Genomic DNA, 26,374 nt, shown 5'->3' with positions numbered 1-26,374 from the left:
TATAGCCATGAAAAAGACTCTAACTATAAATTTATGGGGGCAGGTTTATCATATTGATGAAGATGCTTATCAAATATTACAAAATTATCTTACAAAATTAGAAAATCAGTTTGCCGGTACCGAAGAAGGAAAAGAAATTCTTGGTGATGTTGAAGCTCGTTTTGCCGAAATTTTTAAAGAAAGGTTAGGCACAACACGTGAAGTAGTAAATATGGATGATGTAGATTATTCAATTAGTATTATTGGTACACCTGAAGATTTTGGGGTATCTGATGAAAACAAAGTTGAAGCAGAACCTGAAAATAAAAAAGAGAAAAAATCAAAAAGACTCTTTAGAAATCCTGACGATAGAATACTTGGTGGTGTTTGTAGTGGATTAGCAGCATATTTTTCAATTGACCCAGTGATTGTTAGAATTATATTGGTAATTACATTTTTCTTTTCAGGTCCATTAATTTATTTAGTTCTGTGGATAGTGATACCAGAAGCAAAAACTACAGCACAAAAACTTGAAATGCGTGGTGAACCTGTTAATCTTTCAAATATTGAGAAAAACATAAAAGAGGAATTCGGAAAAGTAAAAGATAATTTAACATCTAACAAATCAAAAAGCAGAGCAAGGCATTTTGCAAATCATTTTGGTGATGTAATTCTTTCAATATTAAAAGTATTCTTTAGAATATTTACAGTATCGTTGGGGATTATATTTATTCTTATTGGTACAACATTTTTGGTAGCATTTACTGTTGGTGTTTTTTTTGAAGGTTCCAGCAATATAAGTTTTACTGAATTAACAAACACATTTATAGATAATTCTTTAATTGTACCAGGTATAATTGGTTTATGTCTTGTTTTTTGCATACCTGTAATTTCATTAATAATTACCGGTATTCGTTTTATTTTTGGTATTCGCAACTCATTTAAATATTTAAATAGAACATTAGCTTTTACATTTCTATTCGGGATAATACTTGTAACATTCGTTGCTGTTAATCACTTTTTAAATTTCAGGTATGTTTCTAATACTAATCAATTAATAGCTATTGATTCTTTAAAAACAAAAACGTTAGTAGTTAATATTAGTGATAGTTTACCTATTAATAACAATTTGGAAAACAATTTAGATTTTGAAAAATATCTTTTATTGACTTCTGGGAATGAATGTAATTTATATGGAAAAACTGCATTAAATATTAGAATTAGTAATGATTCTACAGTTAAAATTTCAGACGACAGACAATGCAGATCATCTAGTAAAAGAGAAGGAAATCTTATTGCAAAAAACATCCCGTCGGCAATTCAGGTAAAAGATTCAATAGTGTCAATAACAAAATATTTTGAAATTTCAAAAGCAGCTAAATTTCATGTTCAGCAACAAATCATTATATTACACTTGCCCGTTAATTCTCAGATATTTATAAATAAAAATGTTGAAGAGATATTAAATAATGTAGAAATATCCGGAAACTATTCATATTCAGATATAGTTGGAAAAACCTGCAAAATGACTTCCAGCGGCTTAGAGCCGATTTTAAATTAGTTTATTGATTCGTTTGTAAAATGTAGCCTCATAAGTATTTATACTTGTGGGGCTATGTTATTATTTCTTAAATTTTATTGCCTCTAAAAAACATATTTTGTTTCAATTACGTTTCTTTCTACTTTTGAGGAACTAAAATATATTTTATGAAATCATTTTCATTTAAAACTATTGCTCCACATTTGGTAGCTGTTGTATTATTTTTAATAGTAACTTATGCTTATTTTTCGCCGCTTTTAGAAGGTAAACAGATAAAACAAAGTGACGTTACCAATTTTTATGGTATGTCAAAAGAGGCTATGGATTACAAGGAGGCGACAGGAGAAACCGCTCTTTGGACTAATAGTATGTTTGGTGGAATGCCTACTTATTTAATTATTGGCGTTGCTAAATCAAATTTATTTATAAAAGTTCATAATTTTTTAACACTTGGAGGAGCAAAGCCTGCAGGCATGGTTTTTCTGTACCTTTTAGGGTTTTATATTGCTCTTTTAGCATTCAGGGTAAATCCATGGTTAAGTATTGCTGGTGCATTAGCATATGGTTTTTCTTCATATTTCTTTATTATTCTTGAACCGGGTCACATTACCAAAGCTATAGCACTAGGTTATATGCCTGCATTAATTGGAGGAGTATATCTTGCATACAATAGAAAAATATTAATGGGTGGATTATTATTCGGAGTTTTTTTAACCTTACAATTATTAATTAATCACTTGCAGATAACTTATTACACATTTATTATAATTCTTGTTTTAGGAATTTTTGAATTTGTAAGAGCAATCAGAGAAAAACTAATTTTAAATTTTGCTAAGGCAACAGTAGTTCTTTTGTTTACAGCAATACTGGCTATTGGAAGTAATTTTACTAATTTGTGGTTAACCTCTGAATATGGTAAATATTCAATGCGTGGTAAAACTGAACTTACTTCTGATAAAGAAAATCAAACTGCCGGGTTAGAAAAAGATTATGCAACAGCATGGAGTTACGGAAAAGCAGAGACTTTAACATTATTGATTCCAAATATTAATGGTGGTTCATCAGGTGGCGAATTAAGTAAAAATTCTGAAACTTACGATTACTTCAATAAATTATATGGTTCAATGCAAGCAGAACAAATTGTAAAACAAATGCCATTATATTGGGGTGATCAGCCATTTACAAGCGGTCCGGTATATGCCGGTGCTGTTGTTATGTTTCTTTTTGTTTTAGGGTTGTTTTTACTTAAAGGTCATTTAAAATGGTGGCTACTGATAATAACAATTATCTCTATAATGTTAGCCTGGGGTAAAAACTTTATGGGATTAACAGATTTCTTTTTAGAATATGTACCCGGTTATAATAAATTCAGAACTGTTTCAATGATATTAATAATTGCAGAGTTCGCACTACCACTTCTAGCTGTTTTAACAATTGACAATATATTGAAAGAAGGAGTTGAGAAAAAAAAGCTTATAAAATGTTTAAAATGGTCGCTGGGAATAGTTGGTGGAATTGTGCTCATTATTACAGTTGTACCGTCTGCTTTTTTTGATTTTTCGTGTGCCGGTGATGCACAATATGCCGAAGCGGGATATCCGATGAAAGAATTATTGGCAGATCGAGAAACTTTATTAAGAATGGATGGATTCCGTTCACTTGTTTTTATAATTTTAATAGCTGCTGTTGTATTATTTGCAGGATTAAAAAAACTAAAACCGGGAATTGCAATACTTATTGTTGGTGTTTTATTTATTGCCGATTTATGGCCGGTAAATAAACGTTATTTAAATAATGATATGTTTATTTCTAAGGCAGATCAAAGAGCTCCGTTTCTTCCTTCGCAGGCAAATCTTGATATATTAAAAGATACTGATCCGAATTTTAGAGTGTTAAATATTGCAGCAAATACTTTTAACGACGCAAGTACATCATATTTTCATAAATCTATTGGAGGATATCACGGAGCAAAAATGAAAAGATATCAGGAGCTAATAGATAAGCAAATTAGTAAAAACAACATGCAGGTATTAAATATGCTTAATACAAAATATATTATTGTGCCTACAAAAGATAAAGGTCCTGTTGCACAACAAAATCCATATGCAATGGGTAATGCTTGGTTTGTTAAGTCATATAAACTTGCAGAAAATGCCGATAGTGAGTTAAGTGCTTTAACAAATTTTGATCCTGCAAAAGAAGCAATTGTTGATAAGCGATATGCAAGTATGCTTACAACATTTAAATCCGATTCTGATTCAACTTCATATATTAAGTTAACAAAGTATTCTCCTAATTATTTAAGCTATGAAAGTAATAGTAAGGTAGAGCAATTGGCTGTTTTTTCTGAAATTTATTATGATAAAGGCTGGAATGTTTTTATTGATGATAAACCGGCAACCTACTTTAGAGCAAACTATGTACTAAGAGCAATGATAATTCCGGCGAGTAAACATAAAATTGAATTTAAGTTTGAACCTGAAGGGTATATTATTGGTGAAAAAGTTTCATTAGCAAGTTCAATTTTATTAGTTTTAATGCTTTTAGGTACAGCTTTTTTTGAGATTCGTAATAGCTTTAAAAGGGAGTCAGAGAAAAAAGTAGAAAAGATTTAAAAACTTAAGATTTTATTTCTTACTGAAATTAATTCTATCCTATTAATTATAGAATTGGTAATTAATGACTATGCATTTATCAAATTGAACAAATATTTAAAAAACAATGTGAGGTTCTATTCGTAAAATTGCCATTAGTTGTAATTCTTGTTTAATAATTAATGAATAACATTACCAATAGGAAATCTATTCCGTGGAAAAAATTTATTTTCCCGGTTCTTATATATCTTATTGGAGTAATTCTTTTTACATGGTTTAATTACCAAAGAACAAAATCTACTTTAATTGGTGAAATCGATAGAAATTTATTTATTGCTGCTCAATCTGTAAAGAATACGTTAGCTAATGATTTTTATGACAGAGCATTAAATGTCGGAATGATTAGTAATGAAGAAGATTTGCAAAATATTAAATCTTTAACCAATCTTGCCAATAAATTAAAAATCGATTTTTTATATACATTAGTTGTAAAAGATGGTAAAGCATATTTTACAAGCTGTTCAACTACATTAAACGAATTAAAGAAAAAAGAAGAAGCACATTATTGGTTAGATTACTCTGAAGCATCAAATGAGTTATTGAATATTAGTAAAAGCAATAAGCCGATTTATGAAACAACATCGGATAGGTGGGGTACCTTTAGAACAGTTTTAATTCCTGAAGTTTCTGAAAAGGGAAATAGGTTTGTACTAGGTGCCGATTATGAAATAAGCTATGTTAATGAAATTCTAAGAAAAGAAATTATAATTTCTTCAATTCTGGCATTTCTTCTTTCATTACTAATTCTTCCGTTTACATACAGAATGTACAAGATGGAACGAAATTATAGATTTTTTCTACAGGCTAAAGTAGAAGAAAGAACTTTGCAGCTTACGCGTGAAATTTCTGAAAGAAAAAAAACTCAGGAACAATTAACAGAAAGCTTAGCTAAATCAGAAGAATTAGCCGAAAAAGCACAGGAAGCCAGTAAAGCAAAGTGCGAATTTCTGGCAACAATGAGCCACGAAATAAGAACTCCTTTAAATGTAATAGTTGGAATGTCTTCACTTCTTAATCAACCAGGAATTTCGCAGGAACAAGCCGAATATCTTAGAACAATTAAAGGAGCATCTGAACATTTGTTAAATGTTATAGGTAATGTTCTTGATTTTTCTCATATTGAATCTAGAAAAGTTGAAATAGAGAATGTGAAATTTGATATTAATGAACTTGTAAATTATTCTTTAAGTTCATTTATGAATCTTGCAAAACATAAAGAAATATCTTTAAAAGGAAAAATTAATGATAATGTTCCTCAATATTTAACGGGAGATCCAAGCTATTTACGCCAGATATTATTTAATCTTATAGGCAATGCTGTTAAATATACCGAACAGGGTGAAGTTATACTAAATGTGAGTTTGAATAATTTTAATGGAGTAGAAAATAAAATAGAATTACTTTTTAAAATTGCAGATTCTGGAATTGGAATACCAACTGATAAAGGCCAGCTAATCTTTGAGAAATTCTCTCAGGCAGATAGCTCAACCCGTAGACGTTATGGTGGAACCGGATTGGGACTTGCAATTTGCAAGCACCTTGTTAGTCTTTTGGATGGTCAAATATGGTATGAAAGCGAGGAGGGTAAGGGAAGTGTTTTTTATTTTACTATTAACTTTGGTTTACCCGGCACTGAGTTAACAAATATAACAGAGCTTGCTGAAAAGAATATTGATGCAGAAAAAATTAATCTTAGAAGTCTAAATATTTTATTAGCCGAAGATAATGTGCTAAATGTTAAAGTTGCAAAATCTTTTCTGGAAAAATCAGGACACATTGTTACAATAGCAAATAACGGTAAAGTGGTTCTGGAAAAAGTAAAAGGAAATTCTTACGACATTATATTAATGGATATAGAGATGCCCGAAATGGATGGTATTGAGGCAGCACAAATAATTAGAGCAGGTGGAATTGAAATTATGGATAAAAATATACCAATTATAGCATTAACTGCTCATGCTTTAAACGAAATTAAAGAAAAATGCCAGATTGCCGGAATGAATCATTTTATAGCAAAGCCCATTGATTTTAAGAACCTCGACATTGTGATGGCAAAAGTAATAAGCGGAACAAATTAGTTTAGCTTGAGTTTCTTTTATTATTTATTTTTATACTCAAATAAGCCTTTCTTAATAATATTTTCGCTTATATAATTTGGGACACTTTCTTCCCATCCCTTCTTTCCTTGTTTAATCATATCACTAACTTTTCTGTTTGAGATATAAATTTTGTTTTTATTGCTAGTTGTTATATCTAATATTTTTTCATTATAAATGAGGTAATTAAATAAAGGCTTTATATGCGAACTTACTTCTATGTTCTTTGAGTTTAAAAAGGGCTTTTCAATTTTATCTTTAAATGGATAAATGTACAATTTTACATGCTTCCCAAATAGTCTGCCAAATGCCTCCAGAATTCCACCTTTTAAGTGATTGTAATATTTTTCATCAATTACTTTTTTAAGAGTATCTGCACCCATTATCAGTCTTAACTGAACAATGTTAAATTGTGAAAAATATGCAGAGAGTCTGTAAAATTCTCTGTAGTTTGAAATCATAACATTTTGTCCCATACCATTTAGAAGGTCAACTCTGTCTAAAAAATCTTTTTCATGAAATTCACCTTCTTCAAGTAGATTATTTAAAGTCATTTCACAAAGAACAACACTTGTTTCTGGTGAGTAATTAACTTCGTTCTTAAATAATGCATAACCCGATTTAAGCATATCAAGCTCAATATAGGTAACTGGTCTGAAACTTCCTCTTAGCACCATTACATCTTTATTATAAAGCATGTCGCCGGGTTGCTGTACTTTTCCATATCTGTCAAAAATACTAACCGAAGTTAAACCATGTTTAACCAGTTTTACACTTAGCAGTCTGTTATCACAATGTTCAAAATTTGGACCTGAAATGCTTACCATATTAATTTCAAGTCTGTCACTGGATAAATTGTCTAACAGAGAAATAATAAATGCATCAATATCATTATTTAAATAGAAACAGGCATAAATTAGATTTATACCTAATGTGCTTAATGTACTTTGTTGTAAGATAGTATCATTCTCATGCAGAATTGTATGCAAAATTACATCATTTGGTTCTGACATTGGACTGGTTTGGAATCTTATACCTAGCCAACCGTGTCCCTGATTGTCTTTTCTGTAATTTATAGTTTCAACTGTATTTGCAAAAGCAAAAAAGGTAGAATGCGATCCTCTTGTTTTCGTTAATATTTTGGTTATTTCTGCATATTCGGTATCAAGCATTTTTCTAAGTCGGGCTTCAGACACATATCTTCCAGATTTCGACTTATACAATGCATCGCTAAAATTTTTATCGTATGCTGAAATAGATTTAGCAATTGTTTTTGAAGCACCTCCGGCTCTGAAAAATTCTCTTGCTACTTCTTGTCCACCACCAATCTCAGCAATAGAGCCAAAAATTTCAGGATTTAAATTTATTTTTAAAGCTTTGTTTCCCGATGAAAGTATTTCGTGTTCCATATTTATAAAAAGTTGACAAATTTATTATTTGTTTCTTGATCTGCACAATTATTCCATGGTATGCAAATGATTTCCCAGTCATTATATTCCTTCATTATTTTATTTGAGATATGAGGATTTGCATCAGATTTTGTAATTATCAATTTTATTTCAGTGCCGTTTTGATTTGAATAATTTTTAATTTTCTCAAGAAAATCAAAAACTAATGCATGAGGTTCAATTACTGGTACTAAAATATTTGCATAATGTACAAGTGAACGTGTAAGCCGATCCCATCCGGGAGCAGATTCTATTATAAGAAATTTTCTTTTTTTTTCAGTGGCTATTTCAAACGCTTTGTTCCTAACAATGTACATGGGTCTGGTTCCGTCCTGCTGAAAATGCTGAAGTAAACCATAAATAAAAATACTTTTATGTTCTTCAGAAATAATTATTTTTCCAGAATGTATTTTTTTTAATTCAATTGCACCTGCCGGGCAAATGTAAACGCAATGTCCGCAACCGGTGCATTTATGACGGTCAAGCTTAATTTCTTCGGTATTAAATTCAAGTGCACCAAATTCACAAATTCCATCGCAATCTCCACAAAAAAGACAAATATTGTTTTTTACTGTACTTATATATCTTGAATTAAATATTTCTTCACTTGTTATTTGTAAATTGTTATAAGTAGAAGTAAAAGAGCAATCTGCAAATACAGCAGCTTCATTATAAAGTGTTTTTAATGAACTTAGTACCGATGATTTTCCGGTTCCACCTTTGTCAGATATTAGTAAAATTTCTTTCATGATGGAACTTTTTCAAGTATTTGATTTTTTAGTTCTTTAATTGAACTATTAAAAGCTGAATCTAAAACAATCTTTCCTTGTATTGAATCAAATGCAATTTCTTTATTGTTGGGTATTGATATTGCAAATGAATACCCGGCTTTTTCAAATTCACTAAATGACTTTTCTGTAACTGCAAGTAATAATTTCGCCTGTCGTGGTGAGTGAGATTTGTAAATTAAATCAGTAATAAATGTGTCATCTGAATATAAAATAACCGAACTTGAAAGTTTTAGCACTTCTTCCCAATATTCGTGTAAACCAGATGGAATATCAATAAAGAAAATGGAGTTTTTTTCTTTATAACCTTTTAAAAAACTAAAAATTTCCTTTAAATGCCAGGTCGAAATAATTTCTTTTTCATTTAAACTTATTTGGTGTAAATTAAATTTAATATTATCAGATTTTTCAATAACTCCAACTTCATCTAATTTAAATTCAAGTGCTTTGCTTTTACATGCACTAATGCAAGTTTTACAAGAATTACATAATTCGCTACTAATAATGTATTCATTTGCAATAGGAGAAATAGCGTCATTAGCGCACAAATTAACACATTCATTACATTTAGTACATTTTTCGCTTATCCACTCAGGAATTTTTCGCTTAAATGAAAATACTTTTTCCCATTTTGTTGAATCTTCTGCAAATAAAGGTGGAAAAGGACTTGTGAGTGAAAGCCAGCCATGTGTTGTTTCTGCATTTTTAACTTGTACAAATAAATTAGACAACAAAGTAGTTGAACCAATTCCGCCTCTTGTACCAATTATTGAAACAATCATTTCTAAGGTAATTAATACAAAAATAACTAATTTTGAATAGAATTTTTTAAATAGTGAAATATGAAGGTATTTTCATACAATGTTAATGGTATCAGAGCTGCCATGTCAAAAGGTTTAACTGATTGGATTTCTGAGTCTGGATGTGATATCATTTGTTTTCAGGAATTAAAAGCTACATCAGATCAGTTTGATGTAAATAAATTTATAGAAATGGGTTATAATCCTATTTGGAATAGTGCTCAGAAAAAGGGATATAGTGGTGTTGGGCTTTTATCTAAACAAAAACCTGATAATGTTATTATTGGGATTGGTAATTCGTTATATGATGATGAGGGAAGAGTAATTCGTGCAGATTTTGGAGATGTAACTCAAATTTCTGTTTATGTTCCTTCCGGGTCGATGGGGGATATTCGTCAGGCTTTTAAAATGGATTTTTTGGATGCATTTTATAATTATATAAAGGAACTTTTAAAAATAAGACCGTCTTTAATTATTTCCGGCGATTTTAATATTTGCCATAAACCTATAGATATTAATCATCCCGAAAAACATAATGATATGTCAGGTTTTTTGCCAGAAGAACGTGAATGGCTGACCTCTTTTTTAGAATTGGGTTTAATTGACTCATTCAGAGAGTTTAATTCTGAAGGGAATCAATATAGCTGGTGGAGTTACAGGCAAAATTCAAGAATGAAAAATTTGGGCTGGAGAATTGATTATAACTTTGTAAGTGAAAAGCTTAAGTCGAAATTAAAATCGGCAGAAATTTTACAACAAGTTTTTCATTCAGATCATTGCCCCGTTGTGGTTGAACTGTTGTAAAAACAGTTTACTGCTAAAAACGACAAAAAAGTAACTTTTGTCCAAGCTACAAAAATATTAATTCTTATTGTAATTCAAACATATAATTCAATATTTTTTTCATTTCCTCTTGTTAGATATTGAAAAGTATCCTACTTTTGCACCCTGAAAATTTAACAAAAATTGTAAAAAATTATGTTAAAAAACAGACTATCACTGCAAAATAGACAATCAATAATTATAAACAATTAAATTTTTAAAAATGAAAAGAAGAGGCATTTTAGCACTTATGGTGGCAATTTTCGCCCCAATTCTATCCATGGCAAGTGAAGCCGATTTAAAAATTCCGGAAGAAATAAAAGGACAATCCATATTATATTATGGTTTTGTTATTACTATTTTGGGATTACTTTTTGGATTATATCAATTCATGAAAGTAAAAAAACTTCCTGCTCACAAATCAATGTTAGAGATTTCGGAAGTTATTTATCAAACTTGTAAAGCTTATTTAGTTCAACAAGGTAAATTTCTTGCAATTCTTTTCTTATTTATTGGTGCTGCTGTAGCAGGTTATTTTGGATTTTTATCACCAATTGGCGAAACAGCTGCTGCAAGATTTGGTTCTGTAGCTTTAATCATTGGCTGGACTGTTATTGGTATTCTAGGTTCTTATGCAGTAGCTGCATTTGGAATTAGAATGAATACACTCGCTAACTCACGTATGGCTTTTGCTTCATTAAGAAAAGATCCATTAAAACTTCTTAATATTCCTTTAAATGCAGGTATGAGTATTGGAGTAGTTCTTATTTGTGTTGAATTACTTCTTATGCTTGTTATTCTGTTATTTATGCCAGGAGAATTAGCTGGTGCTTGCTTTATTGGTTTTGCTATTGGTGAATCATTAGGTGCTTCTGCACTTCGTATTGCCGGTGGTATTTTTACAAAAATCGCTGACATAGGTTCAGATTTAATGAAAGTTGTTTTCAAAATTGGTGAAGACGATCCACGTAACCCTGGTGTTATTGCTGACTGTACTGGCGACAATGCTGGTGACTCAGTTGGACCAACTGCTGACGGTTTTGAAACTTACGGTGTAACTGGTGTTGCGTTAATTTCTTTTATTTTACTTGCTGTTGGTGGTGCTGCGTTAGGTATGACTGATATTATTACAAGTGACTTAAAAGTAAAATTATTGGTTTGGATATTTGTAATGCGTATTTTAATGATTGTAACATCTGTTGTTGCTTTCTATATTAATGGTATTTTCAGTAATGCTAAATATAAAGGAAAAGAAGATTTAGATTTTGAAGCTCCTCTTACAAGTTTAGTTTGGATTACTTCTTTACTTTCTATTGTAGTAACATTTGGTGCTTCTTATGTTTTAATTCCAGATTTAAATGGTAATACTGATATGTGGTGGATATTATCAACTATTATTAGTTGTGGTACCATTGGTGGTGCTTTAATTCCTGAATTTACTAAAATATTTACTTCGCCTAAATCGGCTCACGTGCAAGAAGTTGTTGCTGCTGGTCGCGAAGGTGGTTCTTCATTAGTAATTCTTTCAGGTTTAGTTGCTGGTAATTTTTCAGCTCTATGGACAGGTTTTGTATTTTTCGTTTTAATGTTTGTTGCTTATTTTACAAGCTCAATCGGACATTTAGAGACACTAATGATTTATCCATCTATTTTTGCCTTTGGTCTGGTTGCTTTTGGATTATTAGGTATGGGTCCTGTTACTATTGCAGTTGATAGTTATGGTCCGGTTACAGACAATGCACAATCAGTATATGAACTTTCTTTAATTGAAGATGATAAAGAAAAAGCTTCTTCTGAAATACAAAAAGAATTTGGTTTTAAACCCGATTGGGAAAAATCAAAACATTATCTTGAGGCTAATGATGGTGCCGGTAATACATTTAAAGCAACTGCAAAACCAGTATTAATTGGTACTGCTGTTGTGGGTGCAACAACAATGATCTTTGCTTTGATTTTAATGATTGAAAAAACTTTAGGTGTAAAACCTGAAGAGATTCTTAATCTTTTAAATCCATATACTATCCTTGGTTTTATTCTTGGTGGTTGTGTTATTTACTGGTTTACCGGTGCTTCAATGCAAGCTGTTACTACTGGTGCATACAGAGCTGTTGAATATATTAAGAAAAATATCAACCTTGATCCTAATGCTCCTAAAAAAGCGGATACTGCTAAGTCTGTTGAGGTTGTGAAAATCTGTACTCAATATGCTCAAAAAGGTATGTTTAATATCTTTATTGGTATTTTCTTCTTTGCTTTAGCTTTTGCATGTCTTTCTTCACCTTCTGGTGTTGGTGGTGTTAATGCAGTTTCATTATTTATCAGTTATTTGATTTCTATTGCTGTATTTGGTTTATTTCAGGCTATTTTTATGGCTAATGCCGGTGGATGTTGGGATAATGCAAAAAAAGTTGTAGAAGTTGATTTGAAAGAAAAAGGAACACCATTACATGATGCAACAGTAGTTGGTGATACTGTTGGTGATCCATTCAAAGATACCTCTTCAGTTGCTTTAAATCCTGTTATTAAATTCACCACTTTATTTGGTTTATTAGCAATGGAAATTGCAATCTCCGAAAACTTTAGAGAATATGCCCCATATGCTGGTGTTGCTTTCTTAATTATTGCCTTAGTTTTTGTTTGGAGATCATTCTACAAAATGAGAATCGAGAAATAGTATTCGTTTAGATTATATTATTAAAGCCGCTTCAATTTTGAAGCGGCTTTTTTATTTTATTTCTTAGTTGTTTGCTACTCGAAGTTGCAAATAGAAATTGTTCCTCAGCCGCTCTGCGGCTGAGGAACAAGCTAGAATGTTAGTTCGAGTTCAATCGAGAACTAAAGGGAGTTTTAGCTTAAGTCAATGACATTGCTGCCGCAAATCAGCATGACAATATCCTCAATCCTTGTTTCGTGTCCTCACGAAACAAGAAAATATTACGATTATTGTCAAATTAGATGCTTCTCCGCCGCGGCGTAGAAGCATGACAATATAGAGATCCATCTTCTTTGGTTCGTTCTCGTTAAAATTTAGAAATTCTTCAAAAACCTGTTAGGTCTAAAAAAACAAAAACCCATTTCAGATCTGAAACGGGTTTCTTATAATTTGTTTTAATAGCTTATCCTAATTCACTAATTTTTTCCAATTGATGAAGATCAAGAATTTTGATTTTTCTACCATCAATTTCAATAACTTTTTCCTGAGCAAAAGTACTAAGAGTTCTAATAGCATTAGAATTTGTCATATTACTTAAACTGGCGAGATCTTCACGTGATAAATGGGCTTTAATAGTTTTCTGATCATCTTCAACACCATAAGTGTCTTTTAATACAAGAATAGATTCTGCTAACCTGCCTCTAACATGTTTTTGAGTTAATGTTACACAACGGCTGTTTGAAAATCCAAGCTCGGTAGCCAAAGATTTTAAAATAATCATTGTTAGCTCTGAATTGTCGTTAAGCACTTCAAATAAAGCGTCTTTCTCGATTACGCATACAGAGCTGTTTTCTAATGTGATAGCAGTTGCAAGATAATTTTCTTCGGCAAAAAGCGCGCGATAACCAATAAACCCAACAGGTCTTGCAAGTCTAACGATTTGCTCGCGACCGCCTACACCTTCTTTAAATAATTTTACTTTTCCTTCGGATAAACTGATTAATCCGGTAGGTTTATCACCTTCGCGATAAATAATTTCATTTTTCTTATATCCTATACAGGAATGGTGCTGTCTCAAAAAGTCAATCTGACTTTTTGGAAGTTTGCCAAATATTGACGTGGGGTTGTCAATACAGTTACAAATCTGGTTTTTATATGTTTTCATTATATAATTATAGCTATAATTCCTTATTTTATACCACAAATATAGAGTATTTGTAGTTAATTTAAATTATAAAACATAAAAATTATTTTTAATGCAACCTAAATTCGCTTTTATTAGTCATATGTTCAAATATGAAGCGTTTTTTTAAGAATTTTTTTGTTTCTGACATTTTATTCTTAAATTTGCTGCTAAACAAACGAATCAATTGTTTAACTAAAATCCATTAAAATGAAAAGATTACTACTTTTTTCTCTGGCAATCGGTATCACAATAGGTGCTGTTGCTCAAAACAAATTTGCTGTTCGTAATAATAACCTGCTTCCTAAAAAAGCAAATGTTACTAATGTAGCTGAGGTTGATATTCCTTACCTTCCATCAGTAAAACCTCACGGAGCTCACACAAAAGCTCTTAATGGTGTTCAAGTTGGAACTTCAGGTAATGTTTTTGGTTACCTTTTAGGTGCTCAAAACTGGTTAGATTATAATCCAGCTACAAATGCTGTTATGTTTACTCACCGTAGAGGTGGTGCATGGGGTGGTAGTAGTGGCGACTTAGTATGTAAATTTTCTACAGACTGGTTTAACACTTTACATGACTCTGTTTTATTCTTAAACACAGGAGCTCATTTTTATCGTTATCCAAGTGGTGTTATTTATAATCCTGCTGGAAATACAAACGTAGACAATGCTTTTGCTGTAGTTGGTGGACCACTTTTAATGTCTGCATTTGGACATAATTACTATTGTTCACAAAAATTAGACGCAACACTTTTGGATACTAATTATATTCCAATAGTAGCTCCTTATACAGCTTTAGAAAGAACCAATTTATCAGGTGGAAATGGTAATGTTTATATGCAATCACAAGATGATGATGGTACAAATTATTTCCCATATGTAAAAGTTAGAAAAGGTGTATTTAATACAACAACAAATGCTTTTGACTGGTCATTGGTACAAACACAATTAGGAAGATTATTTGGTAAACGTATATTTGGTAATGGTGCTTCTGATGCTGACTATGCATGGAATCAGGCTTGGGCAAACGACGGAATGACTGGTTATGCTTTCTGTACTGGTATTGACTCTACAATGAAACATTTTCAGGGTGCCCAGCTTCCACAAATCTGGAGAACAGTTGATGGTGGTGTAACATATCAGACTTTAGCTCCTTTTGCTTGTTTTGATGCTTTAACTAATTTAACTGACTCTATCTGGCCAACAATGGCTTCAGTAACAGGTGGCGGTACTTTAGAATACAGACCATTCTTTAACGCTGGTTCAACTTTGGATGATAATACACTTCCAGGTGTTGTTGATGCAAACGGTAATTTACATATGGCAGCTATTATCGAAGGTTATTATTCAAACTACGTAGGTGTTGAAGATTCTACAGGTTATTCATATACAAATCATCCAAAATTCTTATTTGATGTAATTTATGATTGGCAAACACAACTTTGGGATGTTCGTTTTATTGATGTAATTAATTCAGCAGTTGTTCTTGATGATAATGGCGCAGCAGTTGTTTCTTCATCAGGTAACATGGGTTGGGAGCATTATATTAATGTTTCTCGTAGTGATGATGGTAATGTGATTTTCTTCACATGGACTGATACAGATCCTTCATATGGTACAGATAATATCGTTCCAGATATTAAAGGTCGCGCTTGGAGAATTACAGACAATATGGCTACAGCTTCAAAGAATTTTACAGATCCTAATGGTGGTTTATATTATTATGTAAATACAGCTGATATTGCTGCAAAGAATGGCAGTACTTATTCTATTGGCTTAACTTATATTGATGTTGCTGGTGATGGTGGAAATAATGGTGATGGTCCACAAATTCTTTATTTTGCAACTGATGTGAATTTTGACGAATCTGAATTTACAGTTTCTGTTCCTGCTTCTGATCCTTTAGTACTTGGAGCATCACCTTGTTTAACAGGTGTACCTTCAACAGAAGTTAACACAATGTCTGTTTCACAAAACTATCCAAACCCAGTAAATGGAATTACAAATATTAAAGTTACTTTAGCTGAAACTTCTAATGTTGCTGTAGAAATTACCAACATGGTTGGTCAATTAGTTTCTAAAGTTGATAAAGGTCGTTTAGCTGCAGGTAGCCACGGTATTAATTTAAACGTTGCTAACTTAAACAGTGGAATTTATTTCTATACTGTAACAGCTGGTACACAAAAAATAACAAAGAAAATGATTGTTGAATAAACAATTTGTTATAATAAACTGAAAGCCCCGCAAATGCGGGGCTTTTTTATTTCCTGTCATTCAGAACGTCCGCCGCGACGGCAATGTCATTGACTTATGAAAATGTAATTTTGTTAATCTATTTGCTTACTTCTCGATACGCTTTGCTACTCGAAGTTGCAAATAGAAATTGTTCCTCAGCCGCTCTGCGGCTGAGGAACAAGCAAGAATGCTAGTTCGAGTTCAATCGAGAACTACAGGGAGTTTTAGCTTAAGTCAATGACATTGGTCGCAGCGGACAGGATGACAAAACACCTTATTGTCATTCAGAGCGAAGCGAAGAATCTAGTGTAGTATTTCGAACCAGATCCTTCATTCCGCTATGCTTCTCCGCCGCGGCGGACAGAGTGACAATAGTAGAATGTTACTCTGATTTATATTGCTACTATTGTTTTATCTCCAACAGTTAACAGTATGTATATGTATTGTATATTTTAGTGGTTCGTAAAGACACTAACCGCAGGTTTTAGTAAAACATATTTATTTTTAATTCTGGTGTATGCCAAAGAATAAATTGTTTTGTAAATTTTCTAGAATTACAATAATAGGTTAATACACTTTGTTAGGATACTAGGTTGCTTTGTTAGGAAAGTATAGTTTTTAATTTGTATAATAAAAGGTTATTTTTAACCTAGCTAAATTATTTCTAAAAAAATAAAATTTCGCAAGCAACCATTTATGCTTTTATTTGTTCTTATAAAAGACATTAAAGAGCATTAAGAATAATAAATTTAAATATATATATTAACCAAAAACAAATAACATGAAAAAATTATTACTATTATCTATTGCTATAGGTATCATGGTTGGTACTTATGCTCAAAACAAATTTGCTGTTCGCAAAAATGTTGTTTTTCAAAATAAAGAGATTTCTAAAAATGTTGTAGGGATGGATGTGCCCTATACTCCGTTATTATTAAAACCCAATGGAGCAAAGAAAAAATCTGTTAATCCTGTTAAGATTGGAACTTCCGTAAACCTTTTTGGCTTTGTAATTACAAAGACAAACTGTTTAGATTATGATCCTGCAACTAATACTGTAATGTTTACTCACCGTGCAGGTGGAGCTTGGGGTGGTAGTGGTGCCGATATACGCTGCAAATTTTCAACAGATTGGTTTGCCGTAGACGGTATAGGGCAATTTACTGCAAATACTGATTCTGTAGTTTTTGTAAATGATGGAACGCATTTACGTCGTTATCCAAACGGAGTTATTTATAACCCTGCAGGTAATACAGATTTTCATAATGCTTTTGCTGTAATTTGTGGCCCGGTAACAGGTAGTACAAGTTGGACAGATACTTATTTTCATTCAGAAAGACTAGATAAAACTCTTTTGAGTAATTTTTACCACCCTCTTGTTGCACCAGAAACAGGTTTGGAAACTATTAATTTATCGGGTGGAAATGGTAATCTTCATATACTTTCTCAGGATGATGATGGAACTAACTATTTGCCTTATGTTAAAGTCAGAAATGGTATTTTTAATTCAACTACTAATGCTTTTGACTGGTCGTTAACACCAACACAAATTACAAGATTATGGGGTTCACGTATATTTAGCGGTGGTGCTGTTGATGCAAATTTTGCATGGAATCAGGCATGGGCTAGCGATGGTCTTATAGGTTATGCCTTTTGTGTAGGAATAGATTCTACTATGAAATATTTTCAGGGAGCACAGCTTCCACAAATAGCTAGAACCACTGATGGTGGTTTAACATATCAAACAATAACACCTTTTGCATGCTGGGATCATTTAACTAATTTAACTGACTCAATATGGCCAACTATGGCTTCAGTAACAGGTGCCGGTACTTTAGAATACAGACCATTTTTTAATGCAGGATCTACTTTAGATGACAATACACTTCCAGGTGTTGTTGATGCTAATGGTAATTTACATATGGCAGCTATTATCGAAGGTTATTATTCAAACTATGTAGGTGTTGAAGATTCTACAGGTTATTCATATGCAAGTCATCCAAAATTCTTATTTGACGCTATTTATGATTGGCAAACACAACTTTGGGATGTTCGTTTTATTGACCAGATTTATTCTACAGTTGTTGAAGATGCAAGTGGTGCCGCTTTTACTACCTCTCCACCACCAAATGTAGGTTACGAGCATTTTATTAATGTGTCACGAAGTGCTGATGGTAATGTTATTTTTTACACATGGACAGATACTGACCCATCATACGGAGCAGAAAATATTTCTCCATATATAAAGAGTCGTGCGTGGAATATACAAACAAATATGGCTACGCTATCAAAGAATTTTGTAGATCCACTTGATGGTGGTTTATATTTTTATGTGAATACAGCTGATGTTGTTAAAAAACAAGGGAGCACATATTCAATTGCAATGACTTATATTGATGTGGCTGGCGATGCCGGTTCTAATGCTGATGCAGCACAAATTGAATATTTTATAACTGATGCAACATTTGATGAATCTGAATTCACAGAAATTTATCTCCCTTCAAATATGGGTGTATTATGTCAGTGTTGTTGGACTTGTTGCACAGGAATTAATAATAATGAAAGTAATAAATTTTCAGTTTCTCAAAACTATCCAAACCCTGCAAATGGAGCAACGAGTATAAAAGTTACTTTAACTGAAACTTCAAATGTTACTGTAGAAATTACCAACTTGGTGGGACAATTAGTCTCTAAAATAGATAAAGGTATTTTAGCTGCAGGAAATCATAGCATTAATTTAAATACTGCAAGTTTAAACAGTGGAATTTATTTCTATACAGTAACAGCAGGTACAGAAAAAATAACAAAGAAAATGATTGTTGAATAAACAATTTGTTATAATAAACTGAAAGCCCTGCAAATGCGGGGCTTTTTTATTTCCTGTCATTCATAGCGTCCGCCGCGGCGGACGCTATGCTTCTCCGCCGCGGCGGACAGGATGACAAAACACACTATTGTCATTCAGAGCGAAGCGAAGAATCTAGTGTGTAATACCTACACTAGATTCTTCATTTCGTTACACTTCATTCTGAATGACAAAAAACAATGTGTAAACAGAAAATAAATTTAATCTTTCTTGTAATACTTTAAATTCAGTTCTTTGCCATCAAAAACAGCATAACTGAAATTAGAAATCCAGTCACCAAGATTAACGAATTTTGAATTTTCTTTTAATTGAAATTCATATGGAACATGTCTGTGTCCGAATACAAAGAAATCAAAATGTTCTTTTTCCAGTTTTCTTTTTGCATATGCAATTAAGCGTTCTTTATGTTCGCCAAGAAATTTAAGGTTATCGGATTTATCATAATGTCTGCTTCCCTGTGACCAGTTAATTCCAATCCACATGGTAAAATTTGGGTGCAGTCGTTTAAAGAACCATTGAACTATTTTATTTAAAAAGATTTTCTTTAAAATTTTAAACCCGGTATCGTTCGGACCAAGTGCATCGCCATGTGCAATTAAAAAACGCTTACCATTAATTTCGCGAATATATTTTTCTCTGTGTAAAATTACACCTGTTTCTTTATCAAGATAATTAAATATCCATAAATCATGGTTACCTGTAAAATAGTGAACAGGAATGCCACTATCGCAAATCTCTGAGAGTTTCCCAAGAAAACGCGTAAACCCTTTAGGAACTACTCTTTTATGCTCAAACCAGAAATCGAAAATATCGCCTACCAGATAAATTTCTTCAGCATCATGTTTAATTTCGTCAAGCCATTTTACCAGAAGTTTTTCGCGTACAAGGCTCTTATCGTGGTTAGGTAAACCAAGGTGTGCATCTGATAAAAAATATGTTTTTTTATTTGTCATTAAAACATTATTGGTAATGAAGTGTTGTATTTAAACGGGACTAATTTAGAAAAATTAAGCGTAAATCTGATTTTTTCAGTATAACCATTTGTATATAATTCGTTAGTGCTTTTCACATCAGTTGACATTTTAACCGGGAAATATATTACAAATATATCAGGAATTACTTTAAATTCAATTCCTACTTCATATGGCAATGCAGTAGAGCCACTCCATGCTTTTGCTGCATTTTGATATGTAGCAATGTTAAAATATAACGAAATTGGAACAGGAACTGGGAATGCAGCTTCAAGGTTTAAAGAAGTCATCCATGCATTTGATTGAATTGGTGTATATATTCCAAATCCACCTTCGTTTTTAATAAACTGATGTGACCATGGGTTATGTATTGTTGTTATACCAGAGCGGTCAGGGAATACTTCAGAATAAGAATAATCATTTTTGTTTTGTGTTCCTGAAACATGAAAATTATACATTCCCATGTTACTGTTGTTATAAAAGAATGTTCCTGCAAAAAACCTTGCACTAAAACCAGTTTTTCTGTTTTTGTAATTTATTCTCCATGAGCAGTCTGCCCACCCTTTTAAAAAGGAGGGACCGCTTTCAACATTAAATTTAAAGTCAACAGGCATTACTTTAGAGTAACTGCGATAGCAGAGAGAGGCATTAATAAAAAGATTATAAACAGAATCAGCATATAAATCTGTTGCGTAAGTTGATTTAATTACAGATTTCCATTGTCTTAATGGGAAAGCAGGATTTCGTTTAAATAAAATATTTATACCCGCTTCTGTTTTTTGCCACGTTGTTAATTCTGCATCTTTTCCGGTATCAAATTTATTGTATTCTGCAAAAACAGAAATTTTTTGGAGATTTAAAATTCCAGGATAAAAATTATATTCAGAATAGCCTATACCTGTTAACTTGTTTGAATTAATTCCATACATTGGCATAAGCCTATACTGTACTTTGCGTTCTGTTACAAATGGGTTATAAAATAGTAATCCGGGCATTAATCCATCGCTTGTATTCCACCCAATAACAGGGGTGTAAAATAATTGAGTTTTAGCAGGATTTTCAAGTAGTCCTAAAAAACGTAACTCAAGTGGTTCTGCTTTTTTAAATATACCTTTTGTTCTTATGGCATTATTTGTACGTTTTATTTCAAACATTAAATTGTTCGGATCAATTACTATTTTATCGAAATCTTTTTCAGCTATTTCGAAGCTTTTTTTACTTAAAAACCCTTTATGAAAAGAAGTGCCAATAATTTGATTATCTTTTAAAAGTGAAATATAAACAGGGGAATTGAGTTTTCCTTTATTTTTAATGATTATATTGTAATTATTGTTATATATTTTTATTTTTTGAATTTTGTAATCTGAATGATATGTATTATTTAATATTCCGGTATAAAACCAATTTATATCTTTATTACTGTTCTCATTAAATATTTGCTGTAAGTCAGCCGGATATGGATGCCTGAACTGCCATTTGTTGAAGTATAACATCATGCAACTATCAAACGATGCTTTTCCTAATGAATTATATAAATAATTCATTGCATTAGCTCCTTTCATGTATGCAACAATTCCATAATTTTCAGGTAAAAATTTTTCAGAATGTAGTCCAAGTGCTTGGTCTGAGCCATTTCTCATAATATAATCACAGGCTAAACTATTAACATCAAATGGTGATTTAATTGATGTTCCAAAAAGTTTTGAAACTTTACCAATATCACCATAATACCCTTTGTTATTTTTAATTTCGGAAGTATATCGTTGCTCATAAAAGCTATTTATTCCTTCATCCATCCATGGGTGTTCTCTTTCATTTGATCCTAAAATGCCATAAAACCAATTATGACCAACTTCATGAACAATTACATTTTCTAATCCTTCGGCATTTCCTGATTTTCCTATATTTGTAATCATTGGGTATTCCATTCCTCCACCTGCGCCAAGAGCAGATTCAACGGCTGTGCATTGTGTGTATGGATAATTGCCAATCCATTTCGAGTAATAATAAACGCCATTATTTACATAATTAATAGCATTTTTCCACAGGTTACCTTCAATATTTGTGAAATATACGTATGTTGTTACGGTTTTTTGACTGTTTGGTAATTTTACTTCACCTTTAAGAATATGAAACCTTTTATCGGCAAACCATGCAAAATCATGTATGCTATCTTGGACAAATCTTATGGTTTTAAAATTTGATGAAGATACTGGAAATCTTAAATCGTTTTTATTGTAAGTTGTTATTTGTGTTGTCTCGTTAATTATATTTTCTATTCTTTGAATTTCTTCAGGATTTTGTAAAACCCCGGTAGCTGCTACAGAATAATTCTCGGGTAAGGTAATTGATACATCAAATTTTCCGAATTCAGAATAAAACTCTCCCTGATTTAAATATGAAAAATGATGCCATCCATACATGTCATAAACTGCCGGCTTCGGATACCATTGCGTTATTTGGTATGATTGTCCATAATGCCCGAGTCGTGAAAAATCATCGCCCGGTATTTTTACAAAAAAAGGAGTTGTAATTGTTATTGACTTTCCGGGTAACAATGGTTCATTTAATAACAATTTACAAATATCTGTTGTGTCTTTTGAATTTTCCCATTTTGCGGCGTTGTTATCTATTTTAAAATCTAAGCTGTCAATATAACCATATGACGTGTTGGGGGCATTAAAAAAACTCAGGTTATTACTTCTTTGCATTTGCAAAGCCATTGGAGTTGAGGTATTGCTATATCCATTAGGCCATAAATGAAAGTAAATAAAACTAAGAGTATCATTTGAATTATTAGTATATATTAATTCTTCAAAAGCCGATAACGTATTTTTTTTATCGTCAAGTTTTACTGAAATATTGTAATCTACACGTTGTTGAAAATAGTTTTGTGCTGCCAGACTAAGAGGCAGAAGAAATAAAAATGTCAAAAAGTGTTTAATGTTTTTCAGAGATTATATACGAATAAACGAAATTATTTCTTTTTGTAAATTTCAGTTAATGCATTAATTAAATCTTGTCCACGTAAATTCTTTGCTACAATTTTTCCTTTAGGATCAATTAAGAAATTAGAGGGAATGCTTTGAACTCCATAAAGCTTTGCAGGAGCACAATTCCAGTATTGTAAATCGCTTCCATGTTTCCACTGCCATAAATTATCTTTTTGAATTGCTTTAGTCCATTCGTTTTTATCTTTATCTAACGAAACCTGAAAAACTCTGAATCCCTTTTTCTGAAACTGATTAAATGCCTGCAATACTGCTGGGTTTTCCTGACGACATGGGGAGCACCATGAAGCCCAGAAATCTAACAAAACATAGTTCCCTCTGAATGATGAAAGTTTTATCATGTTTCCTTCAGGTGAAGGAACTTCAAAATCAGGTGCTTCCATTCCTTCTTGTGCTTTATTGTTTTGCATTTGTTGTTGTGCAAATTGTTGCTTTAATTCAACAATCTGACTATGGTATTCTTTTGTATGTTTTGAATTTGGACTTTTTGCCATTAAAGCAGAATCAATTAAATGAAAATACGGAGCATCCATTTCATAACTAAAAACAGGATTACGGCTATCAAATGATTGGTAAATGGCAGGCAAACATGCGAATGATGAAGGGTTGTTTTTTATAAAATTAAAAACAGATTGACGGTGATTTACAATTATTGCATTACTTTCATTATTAAACAACGTTCTCATTGAATCCATACTTGCACTATCTGCTGTAACAACTTTTTCATCGTAAAATTTTTGTATTTTTAAAAATGAAGCGTTAAGGTTTTCCTGAAGTTCTTTAATTTGTTCAGATGTCTTTGAGCCTGTTACTTTATAATTATTTGCAAAATTTGTTGTATCTGTTTCAATAGTAATATTATCTACTGAGTCAATATATAATAAAATAGGATTTAATTTATTAAAATACAAGTTGAAAAAATCAGCTTCTGAGATTTTACCTTCAAAACTAAAGCTATTGTCATCTTCTATTTTTACAGAATCTGTTTTACTTGATGAAGAAAGAAAAATTACTTTTCCTTTTCCACCAGTTACTTTTCCTGTTATTGTGTAACCACTATTACTGCTACTGCATGAGTAAAGAAATATTAATATTCCTATAAAAAATATTGTTGTTCTCATAAAAAGGATTTAAAAAAACAAAATTAATTTAATATTCAATTGATTTAATAAATTACAATTGCAATTTCGTAAAAAGACTAATATTTTAAAATTTTTTAATAATTAATCCGAATTTGTTCATTTTAATCGAAATAAGTATATGCTTATTAAAAAGCAAAATTTAAGCTATGGGTTTATTTAAAACTAATATAAAAGATTAAATTATCTTTGTTGTTTAAAAAAGTGGATTGACAGAAATAGAAGATAATATTAGCACAAATCTTACTTACCCGGTTATAACAACAGGTACATTCGATGGATTACATTTGGGACATCAGAAAGTTCTGGCTGAAACAATTCGTATTGCAAATAAATATAATGGAACGCCTTCTGTTTTAACTTTCTGGCCTCATCCCCGTCATGTATTAGGAAAGGGCGAGTTTAGTCTGTTAAACACATTTGAAGAAAAAAAACAATTATTTAATAATCTTGGAATTGAACACGTATTTTACCAACCTTTTACACTTGATTTTGCAAAACTGAGTTCGGAAGAATATGTAGAAAAAATTCTTGTCAAAAAGTTAAAAGTTAAAGTTTTAGTTGTTGGTTACGATCATCAGTTTGGAAAAGAGCGTACAGGTAAATTTGAAACTTTGGGTGAATTGGCCGAAAAATTTAATTTTAAACTTGAAAGAGTTGCAGCATTGGATATGGATGGATTAAATGTAAGTTCTACAAAGATTCGAACTGCACTTGAAGTTGGAAATGTTAATCAGGCAAATAAAATGCTTGGGTACGATTATTTTATTTCGGGAACTGTTGTTGAAGGTTTTAAGGTTGGAAGAGAAATTGGATTTCCCACTGCAAATATTAAATTAACTGACGATAAAAAATTACTTCCAACTGACGGAGTATATGCAGTATATGCAAAAGTAGAAGAAAAATTTTATCAGGGAATGTTAAGTATAGGATACAGACCAACATTTGAAAATCAGCCTCATGTAAGATCTGTAGAAGTTAATCTTTTTAATTTTTCAAAAGAGATTTACAATATGCCTATAGCTATATACTTTATTGAACGATTAAGAGATGAGGTTAAATATAAAAGTATTGATGAATTGATTTCTCAGTTACATATTGATAAAGAGAATTCTATTAATTTGCTTAAGTCAACCCCCAAAATGCCTGATTGTTTAAAATAGCTTGCTTCTTTTAATAACAAACGCCTGTAAAACTTCGCTAAAATTTTCATTAATATCTGCCTCTACAAGATCTATTTGATATTGTCCGCATTTTAATTTAAGCTGACTTAAAAATTTTTGCATTGAAATAGTGTATTCTTCGCGGATATTATTGGGATTTAATTTTAGTTCAGCTCCGCTTTCCATATCAATAAAACGAAAAGGTCTGTTTCCAAAAGAAAATTCCTGCTCAAGTTTTTTGTCGGTCACATGAAATAAAATTACGTCATGCTTTTTGTGTCTTAAATGTTGTAATGCCGCAAAAATTTCTTCCGGATCCTCTGAAGAAATCATATCACTAAATAGTATTATTAACGAACGTTTGTGTGTGTTTTCGGCAATAATATGTAATGATTTTGCTGCCGATGTAGTTCTTTTTAATGCAGTAAAATTCGGGTTGATTAGCTTTTGAAGTTCATTAAACAGGTGACGGGCATGAACTGATGATAATCTTGAAGGAGTTTGCAAATCAATTTCATTACTGAATAGTGTAAGACCAACTGCATCTCTTTGACGGCGCAAAAGATGAATTAAGGCAGCTGCAGAAACAACTGAAAATGTAAGCTTTGATAATTTTTTATTATCCTGATATGGGAAAAGCATTGAAGATGAAGTATCGATAACGATATAACTTCTTAGATTTGTTTCCTCTTCATATTTTTTCACAAATAATTTATCTGTTCTTCCATATAATTTCCAGTCGATATGTCGTGTGCTTTCACCTGTATTATAAATACGATGTTCGGCAAACTCAACTGAAAAACCATGAAACGGACTTTTATGTAGCCCAGTAATAAAACCTTCAACTACGCTTCCGGCAACTAATTCCAGATTGTCGAGTTCGTGAATCTGGTCAAGTTTTAATGGGAATAAAGTATTTTGCATATTACAAAGGTAATTTAAAACTCAAAAATGAAATAAAAGAATTAATTATATTAGTAACTTCACAAAATAAAAAGCGTTAAATACGTTATTAGTATTAAAACA

16 protein-coding genes are annotated in these 26,374 nt (G+C 31.6%); 8 read left to right on the top strand and 8 right to left on the bottom strand.

Annotated features, from left to right (window positions below):
• Window positions 1-7: 7 nt before the first annotated feature.
• The 3 genes from HY951_14170 to HY951_14160 all read left to right on the top strand — a co-directional run bounded on the left by HY951_14170 (window position 8) and on the right by HY951_14160 (window position 6,251).
• Window positions 8-1,540, top strand: coding sequence for a PspC domain-containing protein (locus HY951_14170; GenBank protein ID MBI5541208.1), 1,533 nt, complete (start codon window positions 8-10; stop codon window positions 1,538-1,540).
• A 146-nt stretch (window positions 1,541-1,686) separates the two neighbouring features.
• Window positions 1,687-4,134 carry a YfhO family protein gene (locus HY951_14165; GenBank protein ID MBI5541207.1) on the top strand — a complete coding sequence of 816 codons (2,448 nt, stop codon included), beginning with the start codon at window positions 1,687-1,689 and terminating at the stop codon, window positions 4,132-4,134.
• 161 nt (window positions 4,135-4,295) lie between these two features.
• Complete coding sequence (locus tag HY951_14160; protein ID MBI5541206.1) at window positions 4,296-6,251, top strand: response regulator; 1,956 nt, start codon at window positions 4,296-4,298, stop codon at window positions 6,249-6,251.
• Between the two features lie 20 nt (window positions 6,252-6,271).
• Here the strand turns inward: HY951_14160 and HY951_14155 are convergent, their stop codons facing one another.
• From HY951_14155 to HY951_14145, 3 genes are read right to left on the bottom strand one after another with little or no spacing between them, the layout of a single operon-like run.
• Window positions 6,272-7,678 carry a TonB-dependent receptor gene (locus HY951_14155; protein MBI5541205.1) on the bottom strand — a complete coding sequence of 469 codons (1,407 nt, stop codon included), beginning with the start codon at window positions 7,676-7,678 and terminating at the stop codon, window positions 6,272-6,274.
• 2 nt (window positions 7,679-7,680) lie between these two features.
• The gene (locus HY951_14150; GenBank protein ID MBI5541204.1) at window positions 7,681-8,466 is read right to left on the bottom strand and encodes a 4Fe-4S binding protein; all 786 of its coding nucleotides are present in this window, start codon (window positions 8,464-8,466) and stop codon (window positions 7,681-7,683) included.
• Entirely contained in the window at window positions 8,463-9,287 is an 825-nt protein-coding gene (locus tag HY951_14145; GenBank protein MBI5541203.1) for a hypothetical protein, read from the bottom strand. Before HY951_14145 ends, HY951_14150 begins: the two co-directional genes overlap by 4 nt.
• Window positions 9,288-9,347: 60 nt before the next feature.
• Here HY951_14145 and xth point away from each other — a divergent pair, with 60 nt between their 5' ends.
• On the top strand, window positions 9,348-10,109 hold the full coding sequence (gene xth / locus HY951_14140) for an exodeoxyribonuclease III (protein ID MBI5541202.1): 762 nt from the start codon (window positions 9,348-9,350) through the stop codon (window positions 10,107-10,109).
• A gap of 241 nt (window positions 10,110-10,350) precedes the next feature.
• The gene (locus HY951_14135) at window positions 10,351-12,801 is read left to right on the top strand and encodes a sodium-translocating pyrophosphatase (GenBank protein ID MBI5541201.1); all 2,451 of its coding nucleotides are present in this window, start codon (window positions 10,351-10,353) and stop codon (window positions 12,799-12,801) included.
• Window positions 12,802-13,243: 442 nt separating this feature from the next.
• On the opposite strand, the gene HY951_14130 is transcribed toward HY951_14135, so the two are convergent.
• Entirely contained in the window at window positions 13,244-13,945 is a 702-nt protein-coding gene (locus tag HY951_14130; protein MBI5541200.1) for a Crp/Fnr family transcriptional regulator, read from the bottom strand.
• Window positions 13,946-14,173: 228 nt separating this feature from the next.
• Between HY951_14130 and HY951_14125 the strand changes: the two genes are divergently transcribed.
• Together HY951_14125 and HY951_14120 are read left to right on the top strand one after the other, a co-directional pair.
• On the top strand, window positions 14,174-16,177 hold the full coding sequence (locus tag HY951_14125) for a T9SS type A sorting domain-containing protein (protein MBI5541199.1): 2,004 nt from the start codon (window positions 14,174-14,176) through the stop codon (window positions 16,175-16,177).
• An 802-nt stretch (window positions 16,178-16,979) separates the two neighbouring features.
• Complete coding sequence (locus HY951_14120) at window positions 16,980-19,025, top strand: T9SS type A sorting domain-containing protein (protein ID MBI5541198.1); 2,046 nt, start codon at window positions 16,980-16,982, stop codon at window positions 19,023-19,025.
• Window positions 19,026-19,264: 239 nt separating this feature from the next.
• Here the strand turns inward: HY951_14120 and HY951_14115 are convergent, their stop codons facing one another.
• The 3 genes from HY951_14115 to HY951_14105 are packed head-to-tail and all read right to left on the bottom strand — an operon-like array spanning window position 19,265 to window position 24,167.
• Entirely contained in the window at window positions 19,265-20,017 is a 753-nt protein-coding gene (locus HY951_14115) for a UDP-2,3-diacylglucosamine diphosphatase (protein ID MBI5541197.1), read from the bottom strand.
• Window positions 20,017-22,968: a M1 family metallopeptidase gene (locus tag HY951_14110; protein ID MBI5541196.1), complete on the bottom strand. Its 2,952-nt coding sequence runs from the start codon at window positions 22,966-22,968 to the stop codon at window positions 20,017-20,019. Before HY951_14110 ends, HY951_14115 begins: the two co-directional genes overlap by 1 nt.
• A 44-nt stretch (window positions 22,969-23,012) precedes the next feature.
• Window positions 23,013-24,167, bottom strand: coding sequence for an AhpC/TSA family protein (locus HY951_14105; GenBank protein ID MBI5541195.1), 1,155 nt, complete (start codon window positions 24,165-24,167; stop codon window positions 23,013-23,015).
• Window positions 24,168-24,394: 227 nt separating this feature from the next.
• Between HY951_14105 and HY951_14100 the strand changes: the two genes are divergently transcribed.
• A complete protein-coding gene (locus tag HY951_14100) occupies window positions 24,395-25,348 on the top strand; it encodes a bifunctional riboflavin kinase/FAD synthetase (GenBank protein ID MBI5541194.1) in 954 nt (317 codons plus the stop codon).
• Here the strand turns inward: HY951_14100 and HY951_14095 are convergent.
• The gene (locus HY951_14095; protein ID MBI5541193.1) at window positions 25,340-26,272 is read right to left on the bottom strand and encodes a DUF58 domain-containing protein; all 933 of its coding nucleotides are present in this window, start codon (window positions 26,270-26,272) and stop codon (window positions 25,340-25,342) included. The two genes, HY951_14100 and HY951_14095, sit on opposite strands and share 9 nt — an antisense overlap.
• Window positions 26,273-26,374 lie beyond the last annotated feature (102 nt).

The organism is Bacteroidia bacterium, from assembly GCA_016218155.1.
In the GTDB taxonomy this organism is placed as follows: domain Bacteria; phylum Bacteroidota; class Bacteroidia; order Bacteroidales; family GWA2-32-17; genus GWA2-32-17.
This window is presented reverse-complemented; position numbering and strand designations above follow the sequence as displayed.

Excerpts from the sequence above, each read along its gene's own strand:
- HY951_14170 (MBI5541208.1), top strand. The coding sequence starts at position 8 with ATGAAAAAGACTCTAACTATAAATTTATGGGGGCAGGTTTATCATATT.
- HY951_14165 (MBI5541207.1), top strand. The coding sequence starts at position 1,687 with ATGAAATCATTTTCATTTAAAACTATTGCTCCACATTTGGTAGCTGTT.
- HY951_14160 (MBI5541206.1), top strand. The coding sequence starts at position 4,296 with ATGAATAACATTACCAATAGGAAATCTATTCCGTGGAAAAAATTTATT.
- HY951_14155 (MBI5541205.1), bottom strand. The coding sequence starts at position 7,678 with ATGGAACACGAAATACTTTCATCGGGAAACAAAGCTTTAAAAATAAAT.
- HY951_14150 (MBI5541204.1), bottom strand. The coding sequence starts at position 8,466 with ATGAAAGAAATTTTACTAATATCTGACAAAGGTGGAACCGGAAAATCA.
- HY951_14145 (MBI5541203.1), bottom strand. The coding sequence starts at position 9,287 with ATGATTGTTTCAATAATTGGTACAAGAGGCGGAATTGGTTCAACTACT.
- xth (MBI5541202.1), top strand. The coding sequence starts at position 9,348 with ATGAAGGTATTTTCATACAATGTTAATGGTATCAGAGCTGCCATGTCA.
- HY951_14135 (MBI5541201.1), top strand. The coding sequence starts at position 10,351 with ATGAAAAGAAGAGGCATTTTAGCACTTATGGTGGCAATTTTCGCCCCA.
- HY951_14130 (MBI5541200.1), bottom strand. The coding sequence starts at position 13,945 with ATGAAAACATATAAAAACCAGATTTGTAACTGTATTGACAACCCCACG.
- HY951_14125 (MBI5541199.1), top strand. The coding sequence starts at position 14,174 with ATGAAAAGATTACTACTTTTTTCTCTGGCAATCGGTATCACAATAGGT.
- HY951_14120 (MBI5541198.1), top strand. The coding sequence starts at position 16,980 with ATGAAAAAATTATTACTATTATCTATTGCTATAGGTATCATGGTTGGT.
- HY951_14115 (MBI5541197.1), bottom strand. The coding sequence starts at position 20,017 with ATGACAAATAAAAAAACATATTTTTTATCAGATGCACACCTTGGTTTA.
- HY951_14105 (MBI5541195.1), bottom strand. The coding sequence starts at position 24,167 with ATGAGAACAACAATATTTTTTATAGGAATATTAATATTTCTTTACTCA.
- HY951_14095 (MBI5541193.1), bottom strand. The coding sequence starts at position 26,272 with ATGCAAAATACTTTATTCCCATTAAAACTTGACCAGATTCACGAACTC.